This window comes from Bradyrhizobium sp., assembly GCF_016213215.1.
Taxonomy (GTDB): Bacteria; Pseudomonadota; Alphaproteobacteria; order Rhizobiales; family Xanthobacteraceae; genus Bradyrhizobium.
On sequence record NZ_JACRAW010000148.1, the window covers coordinates 15,795 to 34,809 of the forward strand.

Below are 19,015 nucleotides of genomic sequence, written 5' to 3' on the forward strand. Positions count from 1 at the left end.
GATGCAAAGCATCGAACCCGGAACCGGGAGATTTGGATCGAGATTCCGGGTCCCGTCCTTCGGACCGTCCCGGAATGGCGTGCGCCCCCCTCACACCCTATTCCGCAGCACGAAGCAGGCGCCGCCGGCGCGGCGGATGCGGTTGCAAAGATCGTCGGCTTCGGGACGTGTCTCGGCACCGATCCGCACCTGATAGAAGGGTCGCGAGCCGCGGCTGCGCATGACCGACGACAATAAGCTCGGGTCGCGATCGCCGATCACGCCGCTCAGCCGTCGGATCGCGCGGGAATACATCGCCAGCGCCTTGTTGCGGTCGAAGCCGGCGGCTAGCTGCACGCCCCACGGTTTTGCGGCAGCCAGCCTCACGTGCTCCTCGAGTTGGGTGATGAACGGGTTGGGCGCGCGCCTGAGCAATGCCATCAAGTCGCGGCAGCTCGTCGGCGGCGCGCTTTGCGGCATCTTGCCTTTCTTGCCGGCCGCCGCCCAGTCATCGACGGTCGAGCCGGTGATCGCGACCACGTAGTTGCGGGTCTCCTGCGGCATCACGCCGGTACCAGTGAGCCATTCCTGCACCCGCCGGGGACCGGCGTTATAGGCCGCAGCCGCAAGGCCGAGATTGCCGAACTGGTGGCGCAGCTCGTTGAGGAATTCGGCCGATTTCGGCAAGGCCTGCACCGGATCGAAGGGATCGAGCAGCCGCCGTTCACTGGCCGTACCCGGCATGAACTGCGCGATGCCCTGCGCGCGATCACCGTTGCGGGTCACCGGCCCGACAGCATCGGGCTGGAAGCGGCTTTCCTGCCAGATCACGCGGGCGAAGAATTCCAGCGGCAGGTCTGCCGCCCGCGCCGCCGACTCAATCATCAAACAGATCGCCTCGCGCGTATCGTTCTCACGTCCGGGATCGGTGGGCGATTTGGTCGGCTCGTTCTTGGCGGCGGGCTCCTGAGCGCTTGGCGGCACCCCTTCATTGCTCGCGCGCGTGCCATCCGCGGCGGCGTGTCCGGACACCAGCAGGAGTACGGCGATGATGCAAAACGCGCGACGCATGGCGACAGAAGTCCGCAAAGCAGGCCTTGTTCCAGGAAGCCGGTTCGACCCCGGGCAAACCACCTAGCCAAGCGAAGATCGTGGCGGCGGCACGTGCCCGCTCGCCCGCACAGTCGCTCAGCCGTTGACGTGCATCAAGCGCCCTTCCCAAGGCCGTGAAATCGTATGGCAATTCGACAGGCCCCCGATGCACAAGTCTGCCTTCAAGGCCTTGTTCACCTTTTTCATCCTCGGCAGGGCCGAGAGGGCGCGGCTCGATTGGGAGCGGCGCGTGCTGGTTTTCTCGACCGCCGTCACGATCGGACTCGTTGCACTCTATGTGTTTGGCAAGGTGACTTCCCGCTGGTAAGGAGCGAGGTGTCGCACCACGAGAGACGTCCGATGCGAAGGTCCGGAATTGCCGTCCTGATGATCGGCTGCTTCACCGCCGCGAGCCACGCGCTCGACGCCGAGCAGCAGCACGGCAAGGAGCTGTTGCGGAAGATGTGCGGGCACTGCCACGCGGTGGGCTCGACCGGCGCGAGCCCGAACAGCTTGGCGCCTCCGTTTCGCAGCTTCGGCGAAGACAAGCTGTACGACAATGACTTCGCCCAGCGCCTGCAGGACGGGTTGAGCACCATACACCCGGACATGCCGACCTTCCGGTTCGACCGCGAGGATGCCGAGGCCGCCGTCAACTACATCAAGGCGATTCGGGAGCGGCGAAAGCCGAAATAGGCTGCGGCTTGAGCGCGGCCGAGCCAGTGGCGCGCGCTCTGGAACCATCGTGGCGCATCCAAGTTGCGCCATGTCAGCTGATTCATGACCGCGGCGGCTTGGTGCTGCCGGGACAAACCTGCGTTCACGATGTCCTCCGTCACGACCGAGCATGCCGATGGTCTGCCGCTGCCGCAACGCCGCTGGGCCATCCTTACCATAGCACTCGGTATCATCATGTCGGTCGTCGACGGCACGATCGTCAACGTGGCGCTGCCGACCATCGCCGCTGACCTTGACGCCAGCCCCGCCTTCTCGATCTGGATCGTCAACGGCTATCAGCTCGCGATCACGATCTCGCTGTTGCCGATGGCCTCGCTCGGCGAAATCATCGGCTACCGTCGCGTCTATCTCGCCGGTCTGGTGCTGTTCACCCTGGCTTCCGCCCTGTGCGCGCTGTCGGACACGCTGCTGCTGTTGACGATCGCGCGCATCGCACAGGGATTTGGCGCGGCGGGCATCATGAGCGTCAACGCCGCGCTGGTGCGCTTCACCTATCCGCATGCCCTGCTTGGCCGCGGCATCGGCCTCAATGCGCTCGTGGTCGCCGTCTCCGCCGCCATCGGGCCGACACTTGCGGCAGGCATTCTGGCCGTCGGCAGCTGGCCATATCTGTTCGCGATCAACATGCCGATCGGCATCCTCGCCGCCGCGCTCGGGTGGCACTGCCTGCCCCACACGCGGAGAGCCGACCGCGCCTTCGACTGGCAAAGCGGAGGTCTTTCCGCCATCACGTTCGGGGTCGGCATTTTTGCGATCGACAGCGTCGGACATGGCGAGCCGCCCCTCACCTGCCTGATCGAGTTCGGCATCGCCATCGTCGCTGGCGCTCTTTTGATTTATCGCGAGACCCATCTCTCGTCGCCGCTGCTTCCGGTCGACCTGCTGCGCAGTCCGGTATTCGCGCTGTCGATCGCGACCTCGATCGCCTCGTTCTGCGGGCAGATGCTGGCCTTTGTCGCGATCCCCTTCTACCTTCAGAGCCGTTTCGGCTATTCCGCCGTTCAGATGGGCCTTCTGATCACGCCGTGGCCGATCGCGCTGGCCTTTGCCGCGCCGCTCGCCGGACGCCTCGTCGAGTTCTATCCGGCGGGCCTTCTGGGCGGGATCGGCCTCTTGCTGTTTGCCACAGGCCTCGCCGCCCTGGCGCTGCTGCCGGCTAGCCCCTCGCCGCTCGACGTGATCTGGCGCATGGCGCTCGCAGGGCTGGGCTTCGGCCTGTTCCAGACACCCAACAACCGCACCATGATCGCAGCCGCCCCGCGCGAGCGCGCCGGCGGCGCCAGCGGCATGCTCGGCACGGCGCGCCTGTTGGGGCAGACGACCGGCGCGGCGCTGGTCGCGCTGTTTCTGGGGCGCTACCCGACCGATGGCACCCGCATGGCCCTGTTTGCTGCCGTCGGTTTTGCCCTCTGCGGGGCCACGCTGAGCATGCTCCGGCTGTCGCCGGCCGCGGCTCGCGGCGCCGAACATGTCCGGGTGCATGACGGGCAGCGGATGAAGGGGGATTAATGGGTTCAGAACCTCCGGGCCCGGAGCAACCATCGTTCTATTCTGTCATCCCTCACAACCGCCCCCTTGCTCTCGCGCTACGGTTGCGCTTCACTACAGCCGGTTGGGGGACATCCGGATGAAGTTTCGAGTTTTTTTGGTCGTGACGCTTGGCGTCACGCTCGCTGGTTGCGCGTCCGTCACGCGCGGCACGACAGAGAACATCGCCATTTCGTCGACGCCGTCAGGCGCCGAGGCCATCGTTTCCGGGCTCGATGCGCCGACGACGTGCGTCACGCCCTGCGCGGTCGTGGCCAAACGCAATGCCGACATCTCCGTGACCTTCCAGAAGGACGGATACGCGTCGCAGACCGTGCAACTCACCAAGGAGATACCCGGTAGCGGCGCGGCCGGCTTTGCGGGGAATCTCCTCCTCGGCGGTCTGGTGGGCATGGGCGTCGATGCCGCGACCGGCGCGGCGACCGACCACAAGCCGAACCCGGTGATCGTGACGCTGCAACCCTCGGCTCCGCCTCCGGTCGCACCGCGCAAGAAGCGTCCGGCGCGTGCCCCCGAGGCAGGCAGTTAAGTCTCGCAAACAAAAAGGCCGGCCTCTTCGGCCGGCCCTTTGATTTTGGCGGTATTCGGATCAGACCTTGACCAGCGGCCCCTTGGACGGTGAGCCCTTCGAGCCACCCGACTTGGGCTTGCGCGGCGGGGTTCGCTTGCGCGCACCGGGCAGCTTCTCCGGCTTCGGCGTGACCGGCCCTTCCACGAACTCGAAGCCGATCTTGTCCGCCGTCGGATCCGCCTCGTCTTTGACCAGGACGACGCGGACATGGCCGCCACCCTTCAGCTTGCCGAACAGCACCTCGTCCGCCAGCGGCTTCTTGATGTGCTCCTGGATCACGCGGGCCATCGGCCGCGCGCCCATCTGCTCGTCATATCCGTGCTGGATCAGCCAGGCCTTGGCGGACTCCGACAGTTCGATCGTGACGTCGCGATCGCCGAGCTGGGCCTCAAGCTGGAGTACGAACTTCTCCACCACCATGCCGATCACGTCGGCATTCAGATGGGCGAAGGAGACGATGGCGTCCAGCCGGTTGCGGAACTCGGGCGCGAACTGCCGGTTGATCGCCTCGTGGTCGTCGCCTTCCCGCTTGGTGCGGGTGAAGCCGAAGGCTTGCCTTGCGAGATCAGCCGCGCCGGCATTGGTGGTCATAATCAGGATCACGTTGCGGAAGTTGACCTGCTTGCCGTTGTGGTCGGTGAGCCGGCCGTGGTCCATGATCTGCAGCAGCACGTTGTAAAGGTCGGGATGCGCCTTCTCGATTTCATCGAGCAGCACCACGCAGTGCGGGTGCTGGTCGACCCCGTCGGTGAGCAGACCGCCCTGGTCGAAGCCGACATAGCCGGGAGGGGCGCCGATCAGGCGCGACACGGTGTGTCGTTCCATGTATTCGGACATGTCGAAGCGCAGCAGTTCCACGCCGAGCGACGCGGCGAGCTGCTTTGCGACCTCGGTCTTGCCGACGCCGGTCGGTCCGGAGAACAGGTAGCAGCCGATCGGCTTCTCGGGCTCGCGCAGGCCTGCCCGCGCCAGCTTGATCGAGGCAGCCAGCGACTCGATCGCCTTGTCCTGACCGAACACCACGCGCTTGAGCGTTTGCTCCAGATGCTTCAACACCTCGGCATCGTCCTTGGACACGCTCTTGGGCGGGATCCGCGCCATGGAAGCGATCGTGGTCTCGATCTCCTTGAGGCCGATCGTTTTCTTGCGCTTGCTCTCGGCGACCAGCATCTGAGCCGCGCCCGACTCGTCGATCACGTCGATGGCCTTGTCCGGCAGCTTGCGGTCATGGATGTAGCGCGAGGACAGCTGCACCGCGGCCTCGATGGCCTCATTGGTGTATTTCAGCCGGTGGTAATCCTCGAAATAGGGCTTCAGTCCCTTCAGGATCGCGATCGCGTCCTCGACCGTCGGCTCGTTGATGTCGATCTTCTGGAACCGCCGCACCAGCGCGCGGTCCTTCTCGAAGTGCTGACGATACTCCTTGTAGGTCGTCGAGCCCATGCAGCGGATGGTGCCGGAAGCGAGCGCCGGCTTCAGGAGGTTGGAAGCGTCCATCGCGCCGCCGGAGGTCGCCCCTGCCCCGATCACGGTATGGATCTCGTCGATGAACAGGATGGCGCTCGGATGCGCCTCCAGTTCCTTCAACACCTGCTTCAATCGCTCTTCGAAGTCGCCGCGATAGCGCGTGCCCGCTAGCAACGTGCCCATGTCGAGCGAGAACACGGTGGCGGTGGCCAGAACTTCCGGAACCTCGCTGTCGACGATGCGCTTGGCCAGCCCCTCCGCGATCGCGGTCTTGCCGACGCCGGCTTCGCCGACGAACAGCGGGTTGTTCTTCTGCCGGCGGCACAGCACCTGGATCGCGCGGTTGATCTCGGAATTACGGCCGATGACCGGATCGATCTTGCCGTCGCGCGCCTTCTTGTTGAGGTTGACGCAATAGGTATCGAGCGCCTCGCCTTTCTTCTTGGAGTCCTCGTTGCCCTTGCTCTCGGTCTCCTCGTCGACGCCGCGCACCGGCCGCGCCTCGGAGACGCCGGGCCGCTTGGCGATGCCGTGACTGATGTAGTTGACCGCGTCGTAGCGCGTCATGTCCTGCTCCTGCAGGAAATAGGCGGCGTGGCTTTCGCGCTCGGCGAAGATCGCGATCAGGACGTTGGCGCCAGTCACCTCCTCGCGGCCGGAGGACTGCACGTGGATCACCGCGCGCTGGATCACGCGCTGGAAGCCGGCGGTCGGCTTGGCGTCGTCCGCGCCGTCGGTGACGAGATTTTCGAATTCGGTCTCGAGGTAGTTGACGAGACTGGAACGCAGCTTGTCGAGGTCGACGCTGCACGCACGCATGACGGCAGCCGCATCCGAGTCATCGATCAGCGACAGCAGGAGATGTTCGAGCGTCGCGTATTGGTGATGACGTTCGTTCGCGATCGCCAGTGCACGATGCAGGGATTGTTCAAGGCTTTGGGAAAAAGTCGGCATTCGCGTCCTCTGTGGCCCCCGCCATCATGATCGCCGTTGCCCGGTCAGGCAACAACAACCTTTGTCAAATATAGTTATACAAGATCGCGGCGAAAGACCGGTTCCGCGACTCATACCGTCGACGCCATTTTCGATGCAAAACCCGTTCCTATTTGGGCGGGATGTCATGCCGACGCCAAATTCTTAATGCTCGCGAGCGGCTGTCCGCCTGCTCGCGGCCACTTCAGATCGGGATGGGTCAAATCGGCCTTCAGCGCGCGGCTATTTCTTTTCCATCACGCATTGGAGAGGATGCTGATGCTTGCGCGCGAAATCCATCACCTGCGTCACCTTGGTCTCGGCGATCTCGTAGGTGAAGATGCCGCACTCCCCGATCCCGTGATGGTGGACGTGCAGCATGATCTTGGTCGCGGACTCGATGTCCTTGTTGAAAAACCTCTCCAGCACATGAACGACGAACTCCATCGGCGTGTAGTCGTCGTTCAGGATGAGAACCCGGTACAGGTTGGGCCGCTTGGCTTTCGGCTTGACCTTGGTGATCACCGAAGTGGTCGGCCCCGAACTGCCGCCGGAGCGACGGTCGTCCTGCCCCATCCGGGATCCGGTGACTGAAACGGCGGCTGACGCCGGTAGATCAAGGCTGGAAGTTAGTTGCGGCATGGCACAGGCGTTCAAATTCCCCACGGAAGCGAGGATAGCCATCCCGGCGCTGCCCCTCCTTCCGGAGCCTCCCCAGGCGCGCTATCTGCGGATCGCCGCTCCCGACCGATCCGGCGCAGCCGGGTCGATGGCCAGAATATGGGCCGGCCACCGGCTCGCCGCAAGCGTGCAAAGGCACCATCCGATGCGGCAGCAACGGCCGATTCCCATTCAGCGATCCGGGGCAAGGTTAATCAATCCCGACCGGTTTGACAAAAACTTCAGCGGTGCGATTTAGGCCAAATTGACAAGGGAACCCGCTTTTCGAGGCTGGATCTCCCGATGGGTGGATTCCCCCGAGTTTATGAGATCAGATTTACCGAGCGTTCAACCGCCGGCGCGACAACTCGCCGAACGGTAGAAATCCGGAGATCCTCATGCCCCGCGTTTCCGTCCCGCGTTCTCTCCTCGCCCGGTTCGCATCGGCCGAACACGGCAATATTGCCGTCATTTTCGCCATCGCGCTGATACCGGTCCTAACTCTTATCGGCGCGGCGATAGACTATAGCCGCGCGGTCAGGGCCCGCACGTCAATGCAGTCGGCGCTCGACTCCGCGGCGTTGATGGTCGCAAAGGACTTGAATGCAGGAACGATCACGGAGGCGGACATCGAGAGCAAGGCAAGACTCTATTTCCAGGGTCTCTACGTGCCGAAGGACGCCATCTACTCAACCGCTGATATCCGCGCGACCTATACGGCGAAAGACGACAAGGGCGCCTCGAATATCGTGATGAACGCGTCCGGATACATCTACACCGAATTCATGAAGCTGACCGGGTTCCAGACGATGGAGTTCAGCACGAAATCAACCTCGAAGTGGGGCGACACGCGCTTGCGCGTGGCGCTGGCGCTCGACACCACCGGATCGATGTCGTCAGACGAGAAGATGCCGAACCTGAAGAGCGCCGCCAAGACCATGGTCGATCAGCTCAGCAACCTGAACCACACAACCGGCGACGTTTACATTTCGCTGATCCCGTTCTCGCGGGACGTGAATATCGGTTCTGGCAACACCACCTATGTCAACTGGGACAAGTGGGAATCCGAGCCTGCCAACATCAAGACGACGAAGCCCGCGAACTGGCAGAATTATGGTCCCGGTTCGAAATGCCCGTTCAGTAGTCAATCCCATGGTTTTCGCTGTGTGACCACGCCGGTTAACGGCAGCGCCTCGACGAGCACGATCCCTTCAAGCGGCACTTACAAGGGTTACATCTGCCCGGGCCTCGATAATTCCAGCCGCAACTATTACAACGGCTGCTATAGCAGCGTCGACCTGGGCACGACCACGACTCGCACCTTCTGCACCGGCGGAAGCTGCAGCTGCAGCTTCGACAAGGGCATGATCGGTGGAACCGGCAGCACGTGCTCCTGCAACACTGTTAACTGGACTAAGACCTGTACGGAGACCGTTCGCAATTACAAGCACGACTGGGTGATCAACGATCACAGCACCTGGAACGGTTGCGTGATCGACCGCGATCAGAACTACGACACCACGAAAGACGTGCCGACACTCGGCGATCCCGCGAAGATGTTTTATGCCGAACAATACGCCTCCTGCTCCCCCGCCCTGACCGCGATGAGCAACTCCTGGAGCGCGCTGAAGTCCAGCATCGACGGCCTCTACCCGGCGGGCAACACCAACCAGGCTATCGGCGCCGCATGGGGTTGGTTCTCGCTAAGTCAGACCGCCCCACTGTCGGCTCCGTCAAAGGAAAACGGTTACAGCTACCAGGATTATCTCGTGCTCGTGTCAGACGGCATGAACACGCAAAATCGCTGGACTTCTGATCAAAACACGATCGACGCCCGCCAGAAGATTCTCTGCGACAACATCAAGAAGGCCAACGTCCAGATCTTCGCCATCCAGATCAATACCAGCACGAGCAGCCCCGATCCGACTTCGGCCGTACTGCAATACTGCGCAAGCAGCCCGGCCTACTTCCAGATGATCACCTCGGCCGGCCAGACCGCAGCCGCGTTCCAGAACGTGACGACACAGATCAGCCGGTTGCACGTGGCGCAGTAGACGGAAACGACGAACGAACTCAGATAAAAAAAGCCCGGCTGCATCAGCCGGTCTTTTTGCTTGGAAGTTTTCCGTCAGGAAGTCTTAGTGGGTCGTCGCGGTCGGGGCGAACTTGGAAACCAGCGTCTCGACCGGCTTGAAGGCGTGCTTGGCGAGGTCGCCATAGAGGCCCGCGATCTTCTGCGACTCGGCAACGAAGGTCTCGTAGGCCGAGCGAGCAAAGTCCGACTGCGCTTCGAGCGCCTTGTCCAGCGACTTCACGCTCGAGAGCTTCTCGACGAAGGACTTGGTGTCCTCAAAGGACTTCTTGGTGAAGTCGCCATAGGCGCTTGCGATCGCCTGGATGCCGTTCTGCACCGAGGTGGCGGAAGCGAGGACCGTCTCGAACTGCTCCTTGCCGTAATTCTGAATGTCGTCAACTTTGAACATGTGGATCCTTTCCCAGACTGTCGTGCCGATCGGCCGGGAAGGTCCCGGCTCCCTGACGCTGCCTATTTAGTGCACTGCACAAAAAAGTCAAGAATCTTGTGCATCGCACAAATGCAATCGAAATGAGCAGAAAACCCCGGGGATTTACGCAAGGGTTCCTTAAGGCTTTGGAAACTCGCGCCCCGTACCCTGATTCCCGGACGTGGTTACCTTCCGACACGCGGTCAAAAGCCGCTCTGGAACATAAGCTTAGCGAGAGCCGCGGCTTGAGCCTTCGGCCTCTGGCGCGAGCGAAACGCGTATCGGAGGGGTCAGACAGGAAGATCACGGGCCAGATGGGCACAATTTTGCCTCACGGACCGGTGATCAAGTCAGAAACGGGGACGGGGTTTCATGCTTCGAAAAAACTTTGCTTCCTCGCGCTGGGCGCGGGTTGGGGTTTTCGGGGTTCTCACCATCACCGCTGCGGTCATCTTCACCGTCGACAGCGCCGATGCGCGCCGTTACCGGCATCGGCATAGCGCCCGCCAGCACATCCATCACCGCCAGGCGGCCGACACTTACAGCCCGTCTTTCTCCTCCATCATCGTTGACGGCAATTCGGGCGCGACCCTGCAGGCCACCAGCCCTGACGCGATCCGCCACCCCGCCTCCCTCACCAAGATCATGACGCTCTACCTGCTGTTCGAGCGTCTCGAAACCGGCAAGATGAAGCCCGACACCGAATTGCAGGTTTCCGAGCATGCCTCCGATCAGGCTCCGACCAAGCTCGGGCTGCGACCCGGCCAAACCATCAGGGTCGAAGATGCGATCAAGGGTCTCGTAACGCGCTCGGCCAATGATGCGGCGGTCGTCATCGCGGAAGCCATCGCGGGCGATGAAGAGGACTTCGCCTCGATGATGACGCGCAAGGCGCGCTCGCTCGGCATGACGAAGACCGTTTACCGCAACGCCTCGGGCCTGCCCGACGACGCACAAGTGACGACGGCGCGCGACCAGGCGACGCTCGGCCGCGCGATCCAGGATCGCTTCCCGCGCTACTACCGCTACTTCGCAACTACCTCGTTTAACTTCCGCGGCCAGTCGATCCGCAACCACAACCGCCTGCTTGGCAACGTCGAGGGCGTGGACGGCATCAAGACCGGCTACACCCGCGCTTCCGGCTTCAATCTCGTGAGCTCGATGCGCCGCGGCAACCGCCATTTGATCGGCGTTGTGCTGGGCGGCCGTAGCGGCGGTTCGCGCGATGCGATCATGCGAAACCTGCTTGCAGAGAACCTCGAGAGGGCCTCGACCACGCGCACCGTTGCCGCGATCGCCGAGCGCAACTCCTCCGATACCGCCCCCGATGTCGCAAAGGCGGCCGACGCCCAGCCCCGTCCCGCGCAGGTGGCAGCAGTCCAGGCGCCTTCGGTAGAAGCCACCCCGCCGCGCCCGGCCTCGGCCGCCTCGCGCGTACTCGCCGCCGCAACCGCTGCGGTGCCGCCGGCCCAGAAGGTCGAACCTGCGCCGCTCACCAACGGCGTCATCCAGGGTCAGCCGCTCTCGATCATCCCGGGCTCGTCCGAGCCGATGAAGCCCGTGAAGGTGAAGACCGTGCAGGTCAAGGCCGGACAGGTGAAGCTTGCCTCGGCCACGACGGTCCAGCCGGTTGCGCCGCCGGTTACCAGCGCGATTCCGAGCCGACCGGAAGTTGCAGAAACCTCGGGAGCCGTGGTCGCCAAGGCTGAAGCCGCAAAAAGCGAACCGAGCAGGCCCGAGAGCGCCCGCGCCGAATTGCCGCCGCAGCCGCCCGGCCACGGCACTGGCAACGGTATCCTGGGCGTGCTGCCTGCGTCAGCGGCGAACGGCCCCAAGCCGTCCGTTGCGCAAGCCATGGCCTCTGTCGACCAAGCCCCCCGGCCCCAGCCCGTTCAGGAACCCGTCCCGACCAGGCCGGCCGTTCATACCGGATGGATCGTGCAGGTCGGCGCACTGGAAACGGAAGGCGAAGCGCAGCAGCGCATCGAAGCGGCGCGCAGCTCCGCCCGCGGCCTGCTCAGCAAGGCGGATCCCTTCACGGAGCCCGTCGTTGCCAGGGACAACCGCAAACTCTTCCGCGCGCGCTTCGCTGGATTGGAACGCGACCAGGCGGAAGCAGTCTGTCGCACGCTGAAGCGTGCCGACATTTCCTGCATTACCGTACGTAACTGATCTTCATCCAAGTTTGTGCTGACCATGCCCGCCCGGTGCGGGCATGGTCTTTTTTTGGCGCTGCGCGTTCGCGCGCCAGCTCCGCAACAACCTCTCGTCAAGGAATTACGGTTAAAGTTTTGTCGACAGGGCATTCGACCACGCCGGAAAACGGCGGGCGGAACGGGCGAACGGACAGAGCGACGGAAGCTTCGCGGTCGTGGCGTTGGTTGCGTTGCCGGAGTTATCCGTTATGCGTGCGAAGCAGAGTATCCTTGGCCTCGTTCACACGGGCAGCGAGGTACGTCGACCCCCCTTGGTCGGGATGCAGTTTCTTCATGAGGGTGCGGTGGGCTCGGACGATTTCGTCGCGTCCCGCGCCCGGCTGCAGGCCAAGGATCTGATAGGCTTCCTCGTCCGTCATTTTGCCGCTCGACGCCGCGCGGCTCTGCCCCCCTGTCGCATTTCCCTGTGCGTTCTGACGCCAAGCGGGAAACCGGCGGTCCAGATAGCTTTCAAGTAACGACACGCTCTCGGCGTCAAACGCCGGGATCATTGCGACCAACTGGGCAAGCTCGAACTCGTCGAGAAGGCGGCCGGCATTGGGGCCGGCGATGAACTGACCCGCTAGCTGCCCGGTGTCGTGGTCGAGCTGCATCTCCAGGAATTGCGAGCGCACGCGCGAACTCTGTCCCGCCGAGCGGCTCGCGCCTCCGAACAGTCCGCCGATATTGCCGAACCCGGGCGTGCCGAACGGCGACCAGCCCAGCAACCCCGCGCCGAAAATGCCGAGCGGGATCGCGACCGCCAGCTCACCCCGCAAACCGGTGAAAGCGGCCACCGCCAAGGCTATCACGCCGCCGACAATCTTGATCGCGCGCGCCAGCATGACCGGATTAGCGGCACGAAGCATCTGCAACAGAAAATACAGAACGATAACGGCGACAGCGCCGGCGATGAGGGTCGGCATGGAGGGAATATAGTCCGGCCCGCCGCAAAAAACATGGCGTGTTGCCGCCCCCCCCGGCAGATTCAGCCCGATTGTCGGCTGCTCCGTCAGGAACCCTTAAAGGCGGCGTGACAGGCGCACGGCACGCAAGGCCACATGGTCCTCGAGCCCGACCGCTTCGACACCGAGAGCATGACCACCCTCCCGGAGCGTATCATTGCCGCCGATACCGCGCTCAAGATGGTTTGCGACATAAGATCCGCGGGCGTTGGCAGCGGACCACCTCGCCCGGCCCCCGACATGGCAATCGATGGCTATCGCATCTGGCCGATCAGCTTGGCCGCGCCGCTTGCCGTTTTCGACAGTCGCAGCAGCGCCTCGCGACCGCCGGCGGCATCGGCCGCCGCCGCCCGCAAGAGCTCGCGCAACTGAGCCGCTGCCCCGGGATCGAACCTGACCCATGCGCCGCCCGTGAGGCGCGCGATTTCCCGGAACGCCTGCTCGGCTGCGACATCATGGCCTTCCTGGAACACGAAGACCGGCACCTTCAACATGCCGAGCTCGCCCGCCGTGGCGCAGAGATTGTCAACATTCTCCTCCATGGCGTCGCCGACGAACACGACAGCCCGCACCCCTGACGCCGCAGCTTCGCGCCTTGCCTCGGAGAGTACCCTGCCGATCTGGGTGTTGCCGCCTCGGCAATCGATTCGGCTCATGAGGCCTGCCAGCTTGGCGCTGTCGGAAATCCATCCGGTGGCCCGACACTCGTTATAACCGCGATAGTAGACGAGACGGATATCCAGGCTGCCGAGCGCGCCCGCCTCGCGGAACATGTCGGCCTGGAGCGCGCAGGCCATGTCCCAGGTCGGCTGCCGGCTGAGTGTGGCATCGAGCGCGAAAATCAGCCTGCCCTTCGCACCGGCCGCATGGGGCGACATCGCGCGGGCCCTTGCCACGAACGCCGCGATGTCATCCCCGGTGGATCGCGTGGCTTCCGGCAGCGCGCCGCCCTGCCCGGTCTCTTGCGCCGGTTTGACGTCGCCGGTTCTGGGTTTGGTCGGTTCGCCGGACATCAGCGTTCGCTCATCGGGATGCCATCACTATGTGGAGGGCATTCGGATGGCGGTCAATAAGAAGCCCCCGCCATATCGCAGCGGGGGCTTGAAAACCAAAACCGGATCAACGAAGCGTCAGCTCTTGGCCTGCCCCATCAGGCTGACCGGACCGGGCTCGAGCACCTTGGGAGCATTCGTGCCGGTGTCGGCCGGGGCGAGCTCGCTGTCGGTATCGCTCAGGAACTTGTCGAGCATGCCCTGGATCGAGGCCTTGGCCTCTTCAGGACCGGTATCGCGCATGTCGTTATGCTGGAAGTCGGTTTTCACCACGGTAATACCGGCCTTCTCGCAGTCGTGGTCGCAAGGGATCACGCCGGCATCGGTCTTGAACTGCGGGTCGTTGGAGCGGAACGAGAGAATCTTGAACCTGCCATTGCTGGTGAAGGGCACCCGCAGATTGTCGAGGGTAACAACCTTCTTGATCTCGTCCGGATACTGCTTGGCGAAGTACACCGAAATGTCGCCACCCATCGAGTGTCCGACCAGTGTCACCCTCTTGTAGTCGGCATTCGGCTGAACCTGCTTCATTTCCCGGATGGCGCAATGAATGTTGGCCACGCCCCGCAGAAGCTGCGGCAGACGCCCGACATAGAGCTCGCCTGGCTTGGTCACCATGGGCGGATCGGTCGGCAGATCGTGCTGGGGGCTGAGCACCAGATAGCCGCGCGCGGCAAAGACGTTGGCCAGGAACGAATACTCGGTGTTCTTGACGGTATTGCCGTGATTGAGCACTGCGACCGGCAGCTTGATCATGCCGGCATTGGCCTGCATCTCCTTGTCCCACCGGATCGCCACATGCACCGGCACGGGACGATTGTCGCGGGATGCGTCGTGGAAGGTCACGGTCTCGTGGCGAATGGCCCACTTGCTCGCCGTGACATAGGCGACGGCAAAGAGGGCTCCAACCGAAACCAGAACTGCAATTCCGCGCTTCATGTTCGTCCTCAATCCGGCCGTTCTGGCCTTGCAATCTCTGGTGTCCGGAAGTCGTTCCATTCCGGCCTTCATGTTCGTCGCTAATATATGTCACGGCGTCGTGACAGGAAGATCAAATGTTGTGATTTTTACCGCCCGTTCGTTGTGCGGCGCACCCGTAATGAGCCGGAAGGTTCCTCCAAGGCTTGGATGCGGAACTTGGAACCAGGTGTATTTTCCGGACCGGCAGCCGGCGGCAAGCCGTCGTCGGCGAGCAGAGCGCCGGCGGGACAATACTGGTGCTACCGCAGACCTCAGGCGCCAATGATGTCGTGGACTTCGAGCGGCTTATCGATCTGGCTGAACCATTCGGCCCGATTGGCGGCGCGGCGGCGGCCGCGCTCGTCGAGCGGAAGCTTCAGCTGCCGCAGCAGGCTTGTCACCTCCTCCCGGGCGGTGAGGTGACCGAGGTTCGGGCGCGTGCCGAGCGTAACCTCGTCGAGATCATCAAGCGCGGTAAGCCCGCGCGGAAAGAACTCGCGATAGACGACGCGCTCGGCAAAGCCGTCGACCGAACGGAAGCCGAGCCGCAGGGAAAGCTCCTTCAGACCATCCGCGACGAGCTGCTTGTTGCGGGAGCCGAGCATCGACAGTCGATTGCGCACCACGATCCAGTCGCTGGTCGCGCCATCGAGCTGGCGGCGCTTGCGGCGGGTATCCCGCACCATCTCGGCATAGTGGCTTTCGCCCGTTACCGCATAGGTCTCCGGGTCGACCGTGCCGAGCACGTCGAAATCCAGGAAGCTGTCGTTGATGGGTGTCACCAGGGTATCGGCCATGGAATGCGCCAGGCGCATCAGGTAACTGTCGGAACCCGGCGTGTCGATGACGATGAAATCGAACTCCCGCTCGACCGAGCCTACCGCATCAACGAACTGCTGGAATTCCGAGTTCTCGTTGTCGGCGATCTGCATGGTCTCGCCGAGTTTCATGCAGCTGTGAACGGGAAGCTCGAGGGGAAGTCCGGTGCGCCGCGCCCAGGCGGCGCGGTTGCCGACATAGCGGGTAAAGCTCCGCTGCCGGCAATCGAGGTCGATGGTGGCAACGCGCTGGCCGGCCTTCAGGAGCGCAACCGCAATGTGCAGCGCAATGGTGGATTTTCCAGAGCCGCCCTTCTCGTTGCCCAGCACCACGACGTGCGCCGAGCCGGATTGGCCTTGGCTAGCCTGCACGAGCATTTGCAAACCCCTCAAAAATATCTTCGAGTTGAGCGCCGCTGCGGTCAAGTAAAATGCGCGCTGACGCGTTCAAATCCTCAAACGTTCAGCCTTGATCTGAATGACCATGAATGATGCGTGACTCTTTCGCGATGTCTGTGACGAATCCCACACAACGCACCGCATTTCGCCGCAGCTGATGTGAGCACAAACCAGGCGCCGTGCTTCCCGGAGGATTAAGCTAGATCAGAAACCTGAACGCGAGGTGATTGCATCCAGTCTCATCGCGCTCCGAAGGCTGGAGCGCTCTGTCGCTGGTACCTGCTTGGCGCGGACGCGCGAGGCTTGGTAAGGTCGGTGCCTCCTCCTCGACGTCGGAAAACCGCGGTTAGCCCGACCTCCAGCCCCCCGAGCCAGAATGCCCCGCAGCCCCATGATCGCCCGCACGGTCCCCGCCCTGCGCCGCGCCATCGACAGTCTTCGCCTGAGGAAGGCCACCATCGCGTTGGTGCCTACCATGGGAGCCCTCCATGACGGGCATGTGTCACTGGTAAGAGCTGCAAAGCGGCGCGCCACCCGGGTGATCGTTTCGATCTTCGTCAATCCGACCCAGTTCGCACCGACCGAGGATTTCGGCTCTTACCCCCGTACCTGGAAAGCCGACGTGGCGAAGCTCGCCGCCGAGAATGTCGACATGATCTGGCATCCCGCGGTCGAAGCCGTGTACCCGCAGGGCTTTGCGACGCGGATTGTTCCGGAGGGGCCGGCGGTCGTCGGTCTGGAGGATCGCTTCCGTCCGCACTTCTTCGGCGGCGTGGCCACGGTCGTCGGCAAGCTGTTCACGCAATGCCGCCCGGACATTGCGATTTTCGGGGAGAAGGACTTTCAGCAGTTGCGGGTCGTGATGCAGATGGCACGGGACCTCGATCTCGGCGTCAAGGTGATCGGCTCGCCTACCGTGCGCGAGCGCGACGGGCTCGCGATGTCCTCCCGCAACGTGTACTTGTCGGCCGAGGAGCGCCAGGTCGCACCGACGCTCTATCGCACCATGAAGGAGTGCGCCCGCAGGATCCGGGCGGGCGAGGATACCGAAGCGGCCATGGCAGGCGGAGCCGAAATCATCCGCGCCGCGGGCTTTACGCTCGACTACTTCGAAGTCCGCAATGCCGAGACCCTGGGGCCGATCGCATCAACGAAGGACGGGCCGCTGCGCATCCTGGTAGCGGCGAAACTCGGCAACACGCGCCTGATCGACAATATCGCCGTCTAAAGCAGTCCAAGTTCGCGCAGCTCGCGCCGCAGCGGTTCCGGCATGGCCGCGATGCTGCCGGCTGCCGCCTTGCCGAGATCCGGCGGCGCGGCATCTTCGGTCAGATAGCGCCAGCCCTGAAACGGACGCATCGGCCGTGGCGACACCGCGACCACCTTCGGCTGCATCACGATCCGGCACCTTCCAATACCATCACGGTCCCGGAACGGCTCGATGGCGATGATCTTCTCGCGCGCGGCGATTTCGCCTCGGATCACCCAGTATAGCGAGCCGCCGGCAAGAATCTCCTCGACGCGCTTGGGCGTCATGCGCGTGACGTGGACATGTCGTTGCGGCTGCCCCTTCTTCTTCAAGGCCCGCATCCGCTCCGCAATCCAGCCCTTCAGCTCTTTGACGGAATCGCAACCAACGGCAAGCTTGATCAGGTGAAGCGGCATGGCGTTAGCAATAGCGAGCCGCCGTCGACTTTGAAAGCATCACTCGTTCGCCGCCGCTGCGGGCTGCGCCTGGTCCGGCGCGATCTGGATCGGTGCCGCAGCAGCCGGCGCACGCGGCTTGGGTGCGGTTTTTTTCGGCGCAGGCGGCGCCGAGGCCTGGACGGAAGCTGTCGGCGGCCTTGGCGCTGCCGCTGCCGGCGCCGTCGGTGGACGCTGCGTCGTGGCTCCCGTCGCGGTTCCCGTCCCGGGCTCCGGGTTCATGATGCTGACCGCGGGCGTCGATGCGGCACTCGGAAATTCTGCGTTGGTCGGCTTGCCGCTCGGCAGCGAGACGGGAAGGGTCGCGGTCGGGACCGACGCCATGGGACCCGAAGTCATCGCGCCCGGCGCATTCCAAAACGGCGAGTAGCGCGCGATCAGGCTCTCATAGAGATGGGCGTCCATGTTGGCGACGACATGTTGCCGATCGGCCAGCGCACCGAATGCGGCACAATCGGCGGGGGTACAATTGTCGCGAGCGACCAGCACATGCGCCACGAAGCCGTAACGATCGTGCTCGATCGCCCGGCGCAGCAACTGAAGCTCCGGCGTCACATTCTTGTTCGCGGTGTCGACCTCGCCCAGCGCCGTCAGGCGCGTGATCTGGGAGGCTGCATAACTGACCGCGGCTGCGACGCTTTCAGGCGAGCCGAACAGCGCCTTTTCGCACGCCGCCAGAACCACATCGCCGGCCAGCTCGTCAATGCAGGACAAGGCGGGCAGGCCTGCCGGCGCAACGGATGCGGGGCGGTTGTCGGCCGTCAGGCTCTGGCCCCCTGGGCCGTCGCGAACCGTGGAGGCGACCGCAATTCCGACGGCGAGCAGCGCAATGACCGCCAACGCGCCGTTGGCTACCGACTTCTCGGCACGCAACAGCGTAATCAGCGCAATGATCGCGAAAAATCCGGCCGCAGCCAAGGTCAGCCACATCGGAAAGGCCGGCGAGCGCCAGAGATGATCGAGCGAACTAGCCCAAGCCCAATTCATGCGCGATGTCCCCTCACGCAGCAAAGAGCGATTTCAGCGAAAGGCAGCGGAGACTCAGCTGCTACCTTGCGCAACATGTTTCCGCGAACCGGGCCTTTTGACGGCCGGGAGAAATAAAATTCCCCTCATCCGGTCGATGCGCGTTGTTGCAACCTCAGGAACGGTCGAGTTGGCTCTCTTTGGCAACCCGTTCAAAGGCTTCGGTCGAACTCTTGATCCGGTACTGGCAGTCGTCACCGTCGGTCGGCAGCAGGCGGATGATCTCATAGGTGCCGCTCGCAGCCGGGCGCGCAACATTGCTCGCCGTGAAATAGACGCGCGTTCCCACAGAGTACTTGTGTTTCAACGCCCTCTCTCCTACGCAAGAAAGCCGGTTCGTGCCCACGGTCCCGCTGCGACGCCCG

At 63.5% G+C, this 19,015-nt stretch carries 19 protein-coding genes; 8 read left to right on the forward strand and 11 right to left on the reverse strand.

Annotated features, from left to right (window positions below):
• Positions 1-90 precede the first annotated feature (90 nt).
• Positions 91-1,050: a lytic transglycosylase domain-containing protein gene (locus HY852_RS24150; RefSeq protein WP_291607412.1), complete on the reverse strand. Its 960-nt coding sequence runs from the start codon at positions 1,048-1,050 to the stop codon at positions 91-93.
• A 187-nt stretch (positions 1,051-1,237) separates the two neighbouring features.
• Here HY852_RS24150 and HY852_RS24155 point away from each other — a divergent pair, with 187 nt between their 5' ends.
• The 4 genes from HY852_RS24155 (at position 1,238) to HY852_RS24170 (ending at position 3,886) form a co-directional block, all read left to right on the forward strand.
• Positions 1,238-1,399 carry a hypothetical protein gene (locus HY852_RS24155; RefSeq protein WP_291607413.1) on the forward strand — a complete coding sequence of 54 codons (162 nt, stop codon included), beginning with the start codon at positions 1,238-1,240 and terminating at the stop codon, positions 1,397-1,399.
• A 32-nt stretch (positions 1,400-1,431) separates the two neighbouring features.
• Positions 1,432-1,767, forward strand: coding sequence for a c-type cytochrome (locus tag HY852_RS24160; protein ID WP_291607414.1), 336 nt, complete (start codon positions 1,432-1,434; stop codon positions 1,765-1,767).
• Between the two features lie 129 nt (positions 1,768-1,896).
• Positions 1,897-3,318 carry an MFS transporter gene (locus tag HY852_RS24165; RefSeq protein WP_291607415.1) on the forward strand — a complete coding sequence of 474 codons (1,422 nt, stop codon included), beginning with the start codon at positions 1,897-1,899 and terminating at the stop codon, positions 3,316-3,318.
• A gap of 118 nt (positions 3,319-3,436) precedes the next feature.
• The gene (locus HY852_RS24170; RefSeq protein ID WP_291607416.1) at positions 3,437-3,886 is read left to right on the forward strand and encodes a PEGA domain-containing protein; all 450 of its coding nucleotides are present in this window, start codon (positions 3,437-3,439) and stop codon (positions 3,884-3,886) included.
• Between the two features lie 60 nt (positions 3,887-3,946).
• Here the strand turns inward: HY852_RS24170 and clpA are convergent, their stop codons facing one another.
• On the reverse strand, positions 3,947-6,349 hold the full coding sequence (gene clpA / locus HY852_RS24175; protein WP_291607417.1) for an ATP-dependent Clp protease ATP-binding subunit ClpA: 2,403 nt from the start codon (positions 6,347-6,349) through the stop codon (positions 3,947-3,949).
• A gap of 261 nt (positions 6,350-6,610) precedes the next feature.
• Positions 6,611-6,943 (reverse strand): ATP-dependent Clp protease adapter ClpS, encoded by a 333-nt coding sequence (clpS, locus tag HY852_RS24180; protein WP_291607418.1) that lies wholly within the window; start codon positions 6,941-6,943, stop codon positions 6,611-6,613.
• Between the two features lie 64 nt (positions 6,944-7,007).
• Between clpS and HY852_RS24185 the strand changes: the two genes are divergently transcribed.
• Both HY852_RS24185 and HY852_RS24190 read left to right on the forward strand, forming a co-directional pair.
• A complete protein-coding gene (locus tag HY852_RS24185; protein ID WP_291607419.1) occupies positions 7,008-7,286 on the forward strand; it encodes a hypothetical protein in 279 nt (92 codons plus the stop codon).
• A 139-nt stretch (positions 7,287-7,425) separates the two neighbouring features.
• Positions 7,426-9,081 carry a TadE/TadG family type IV pilus assembly protein gene (locus HY852_RS24190; RefSeq protein WP_291607420.1) on the forward strand — a complete coding sequence of 552 codons (1,656 nt, stop codon included), beginning with the start codon at positions 7,426-7,428 and terminating at the stop codon, positions 9,079-9,081.
• 84 nt (positions 9,082-9,165) lie between these two features.
• On the opposite strand, the gene HY852_RS24195 is transcribed toward HY852_RS24190, so the two are convergent.
• Positions 9,166-9,510, reverse strand: a complete 345-nt coding sequence (locus HY852_RS24195) for a phasin family protein (protein WP_291607421.1) — start codon at positions 9,508-9,510, stop codon at positions 9,166-9,168.
• A gap of 393 nt (positions 9,511-9,903) precedes the next feature.
• Here HY852_RS24195 and HY852_RS24200 point away from each other — a divergent pair, with 393 nt between their 5' ends.
• Positions 9,904-11,703 (forward strand): serine hydrolase, encoded by a 1,800-nt coding sequence (locus HY852_RS24200; RefSeq protein WP_291607422.1) that lies wholly within the window; start codon positions 9,904-9,906, stop codon positions 11,701-11,703.
• A 223-nt stretch (positions 11,704-11,926) separates the two neighbouring features.
• Here the strand turns inward: HY852_RS24200 and HY852_RS24205 are convergent, their stop codons facing one another.
• From HY852_RS24205 to HY852_RS24220, 4 genes are all read right to left on the reverse strand, one after another.
• Positions 11,927-12,652, reverse strand: coding sequence for a DnaJ domain-containing protein (locus HY852_RS24205; RefSeq protein WP_291607423.1), 726 nt, complete (start codon positions 12,650-12,652; stop codon positions 11,927-11,929).
• 293 nt (positions 12,653-12,945) lie between these two features.
• Positions 12,946-13,704 carry a VWA domain-containing protein gene (locus HY852_RS24210; protein WP_291607424.1) on the reverse strand — a complete coding sequence of 253 codons (759 nt, stop codon included), beginning with the start codon at positions 13,702-13,704 and terminating at the stop codon, positions 12,946-12,948.
• A 117-nt stretch (positions 13,705-13,821) separates the two neighbouring features.
• Positions 13,822-14,682, reverse strand: a complete 861-nt coding sequence (locus HY852_RS24215) for an alpha/beta fold hydrolase (protein WP_291607425.1) — start codon at positions 14,680-14,682, stop codon at positions 13,822-13,824.
• Between the two features lie 293 nt (positions 14,683-14,975).
• Entirely contained in the window at positions 14,976-15,899 is a 924-nt protein-coding gene (locus HY852_RS24220) for a division plane positioning ATPase MipZ (RefSeq protein WP_291607426.1), read from the reverse strand.
• 397 nt (positions 15,900-16,296) lie between these two features.
• Between HY852_RS24220 and panC the strand changes: the two genes are divergently transcribed.
• Entirely contained in the window at positions 16,297-17,148 is an 852-nt protein-coding gene (gene panC, locus HY852_RS24225) for a pantoate--beta-alanine ligase (protein ID WP_291607427.1), read from the forward strand.
• Here the strand turns inward: panC and HY852_RS24230 are convergent.
• The 3 genes from HY852_RS24230 to HY852_RS24240 all read right to left on the reverse strand — a co-directional run bounded on the left by HY852_RS24230 (position 17,145) and on the right by HY852_RS24240 (position 18,957).
• Positions 17,145-17,585 (reverse strand): DUF1489 domain-containing protein, encoded by a 441-nt coding sequence (locus HY852_RS24230; RefSeq protein ID WP_291607428.1) that lies wholly within the window; start codon positions 17,583-17,585, stop codon positions 17,145-17,147. The two genes, panC and HY852_RS24230, sit on opposite strands and share 4 nt — an antisense overlap.
• 39 nt (positions 17,586-17,624) lie before the next feature.
• Entirely contained in the window at positions 17,625-18,611 is a 987-nt protein-coding gene (locus HY852_RS24235; protein WP_291607429.1) for a hypothetical protein, read from the reverse strand.
• Positions 18,612-18,765: 154 nt separating this feature from the next.
• Positions 18,766-18,957: a hypothetical protein gene (locus tag HY852_RS24240; RefSeq protein WP_291607430.1), complete on the reverse strand. Its 192-nt coding sequence runs from the start codon at positions 18,955-18,957 to the stop codon at positions 18,766-18,768.
• Positions 18,958-19,015 lie beyond the last annotated feature (58 nt).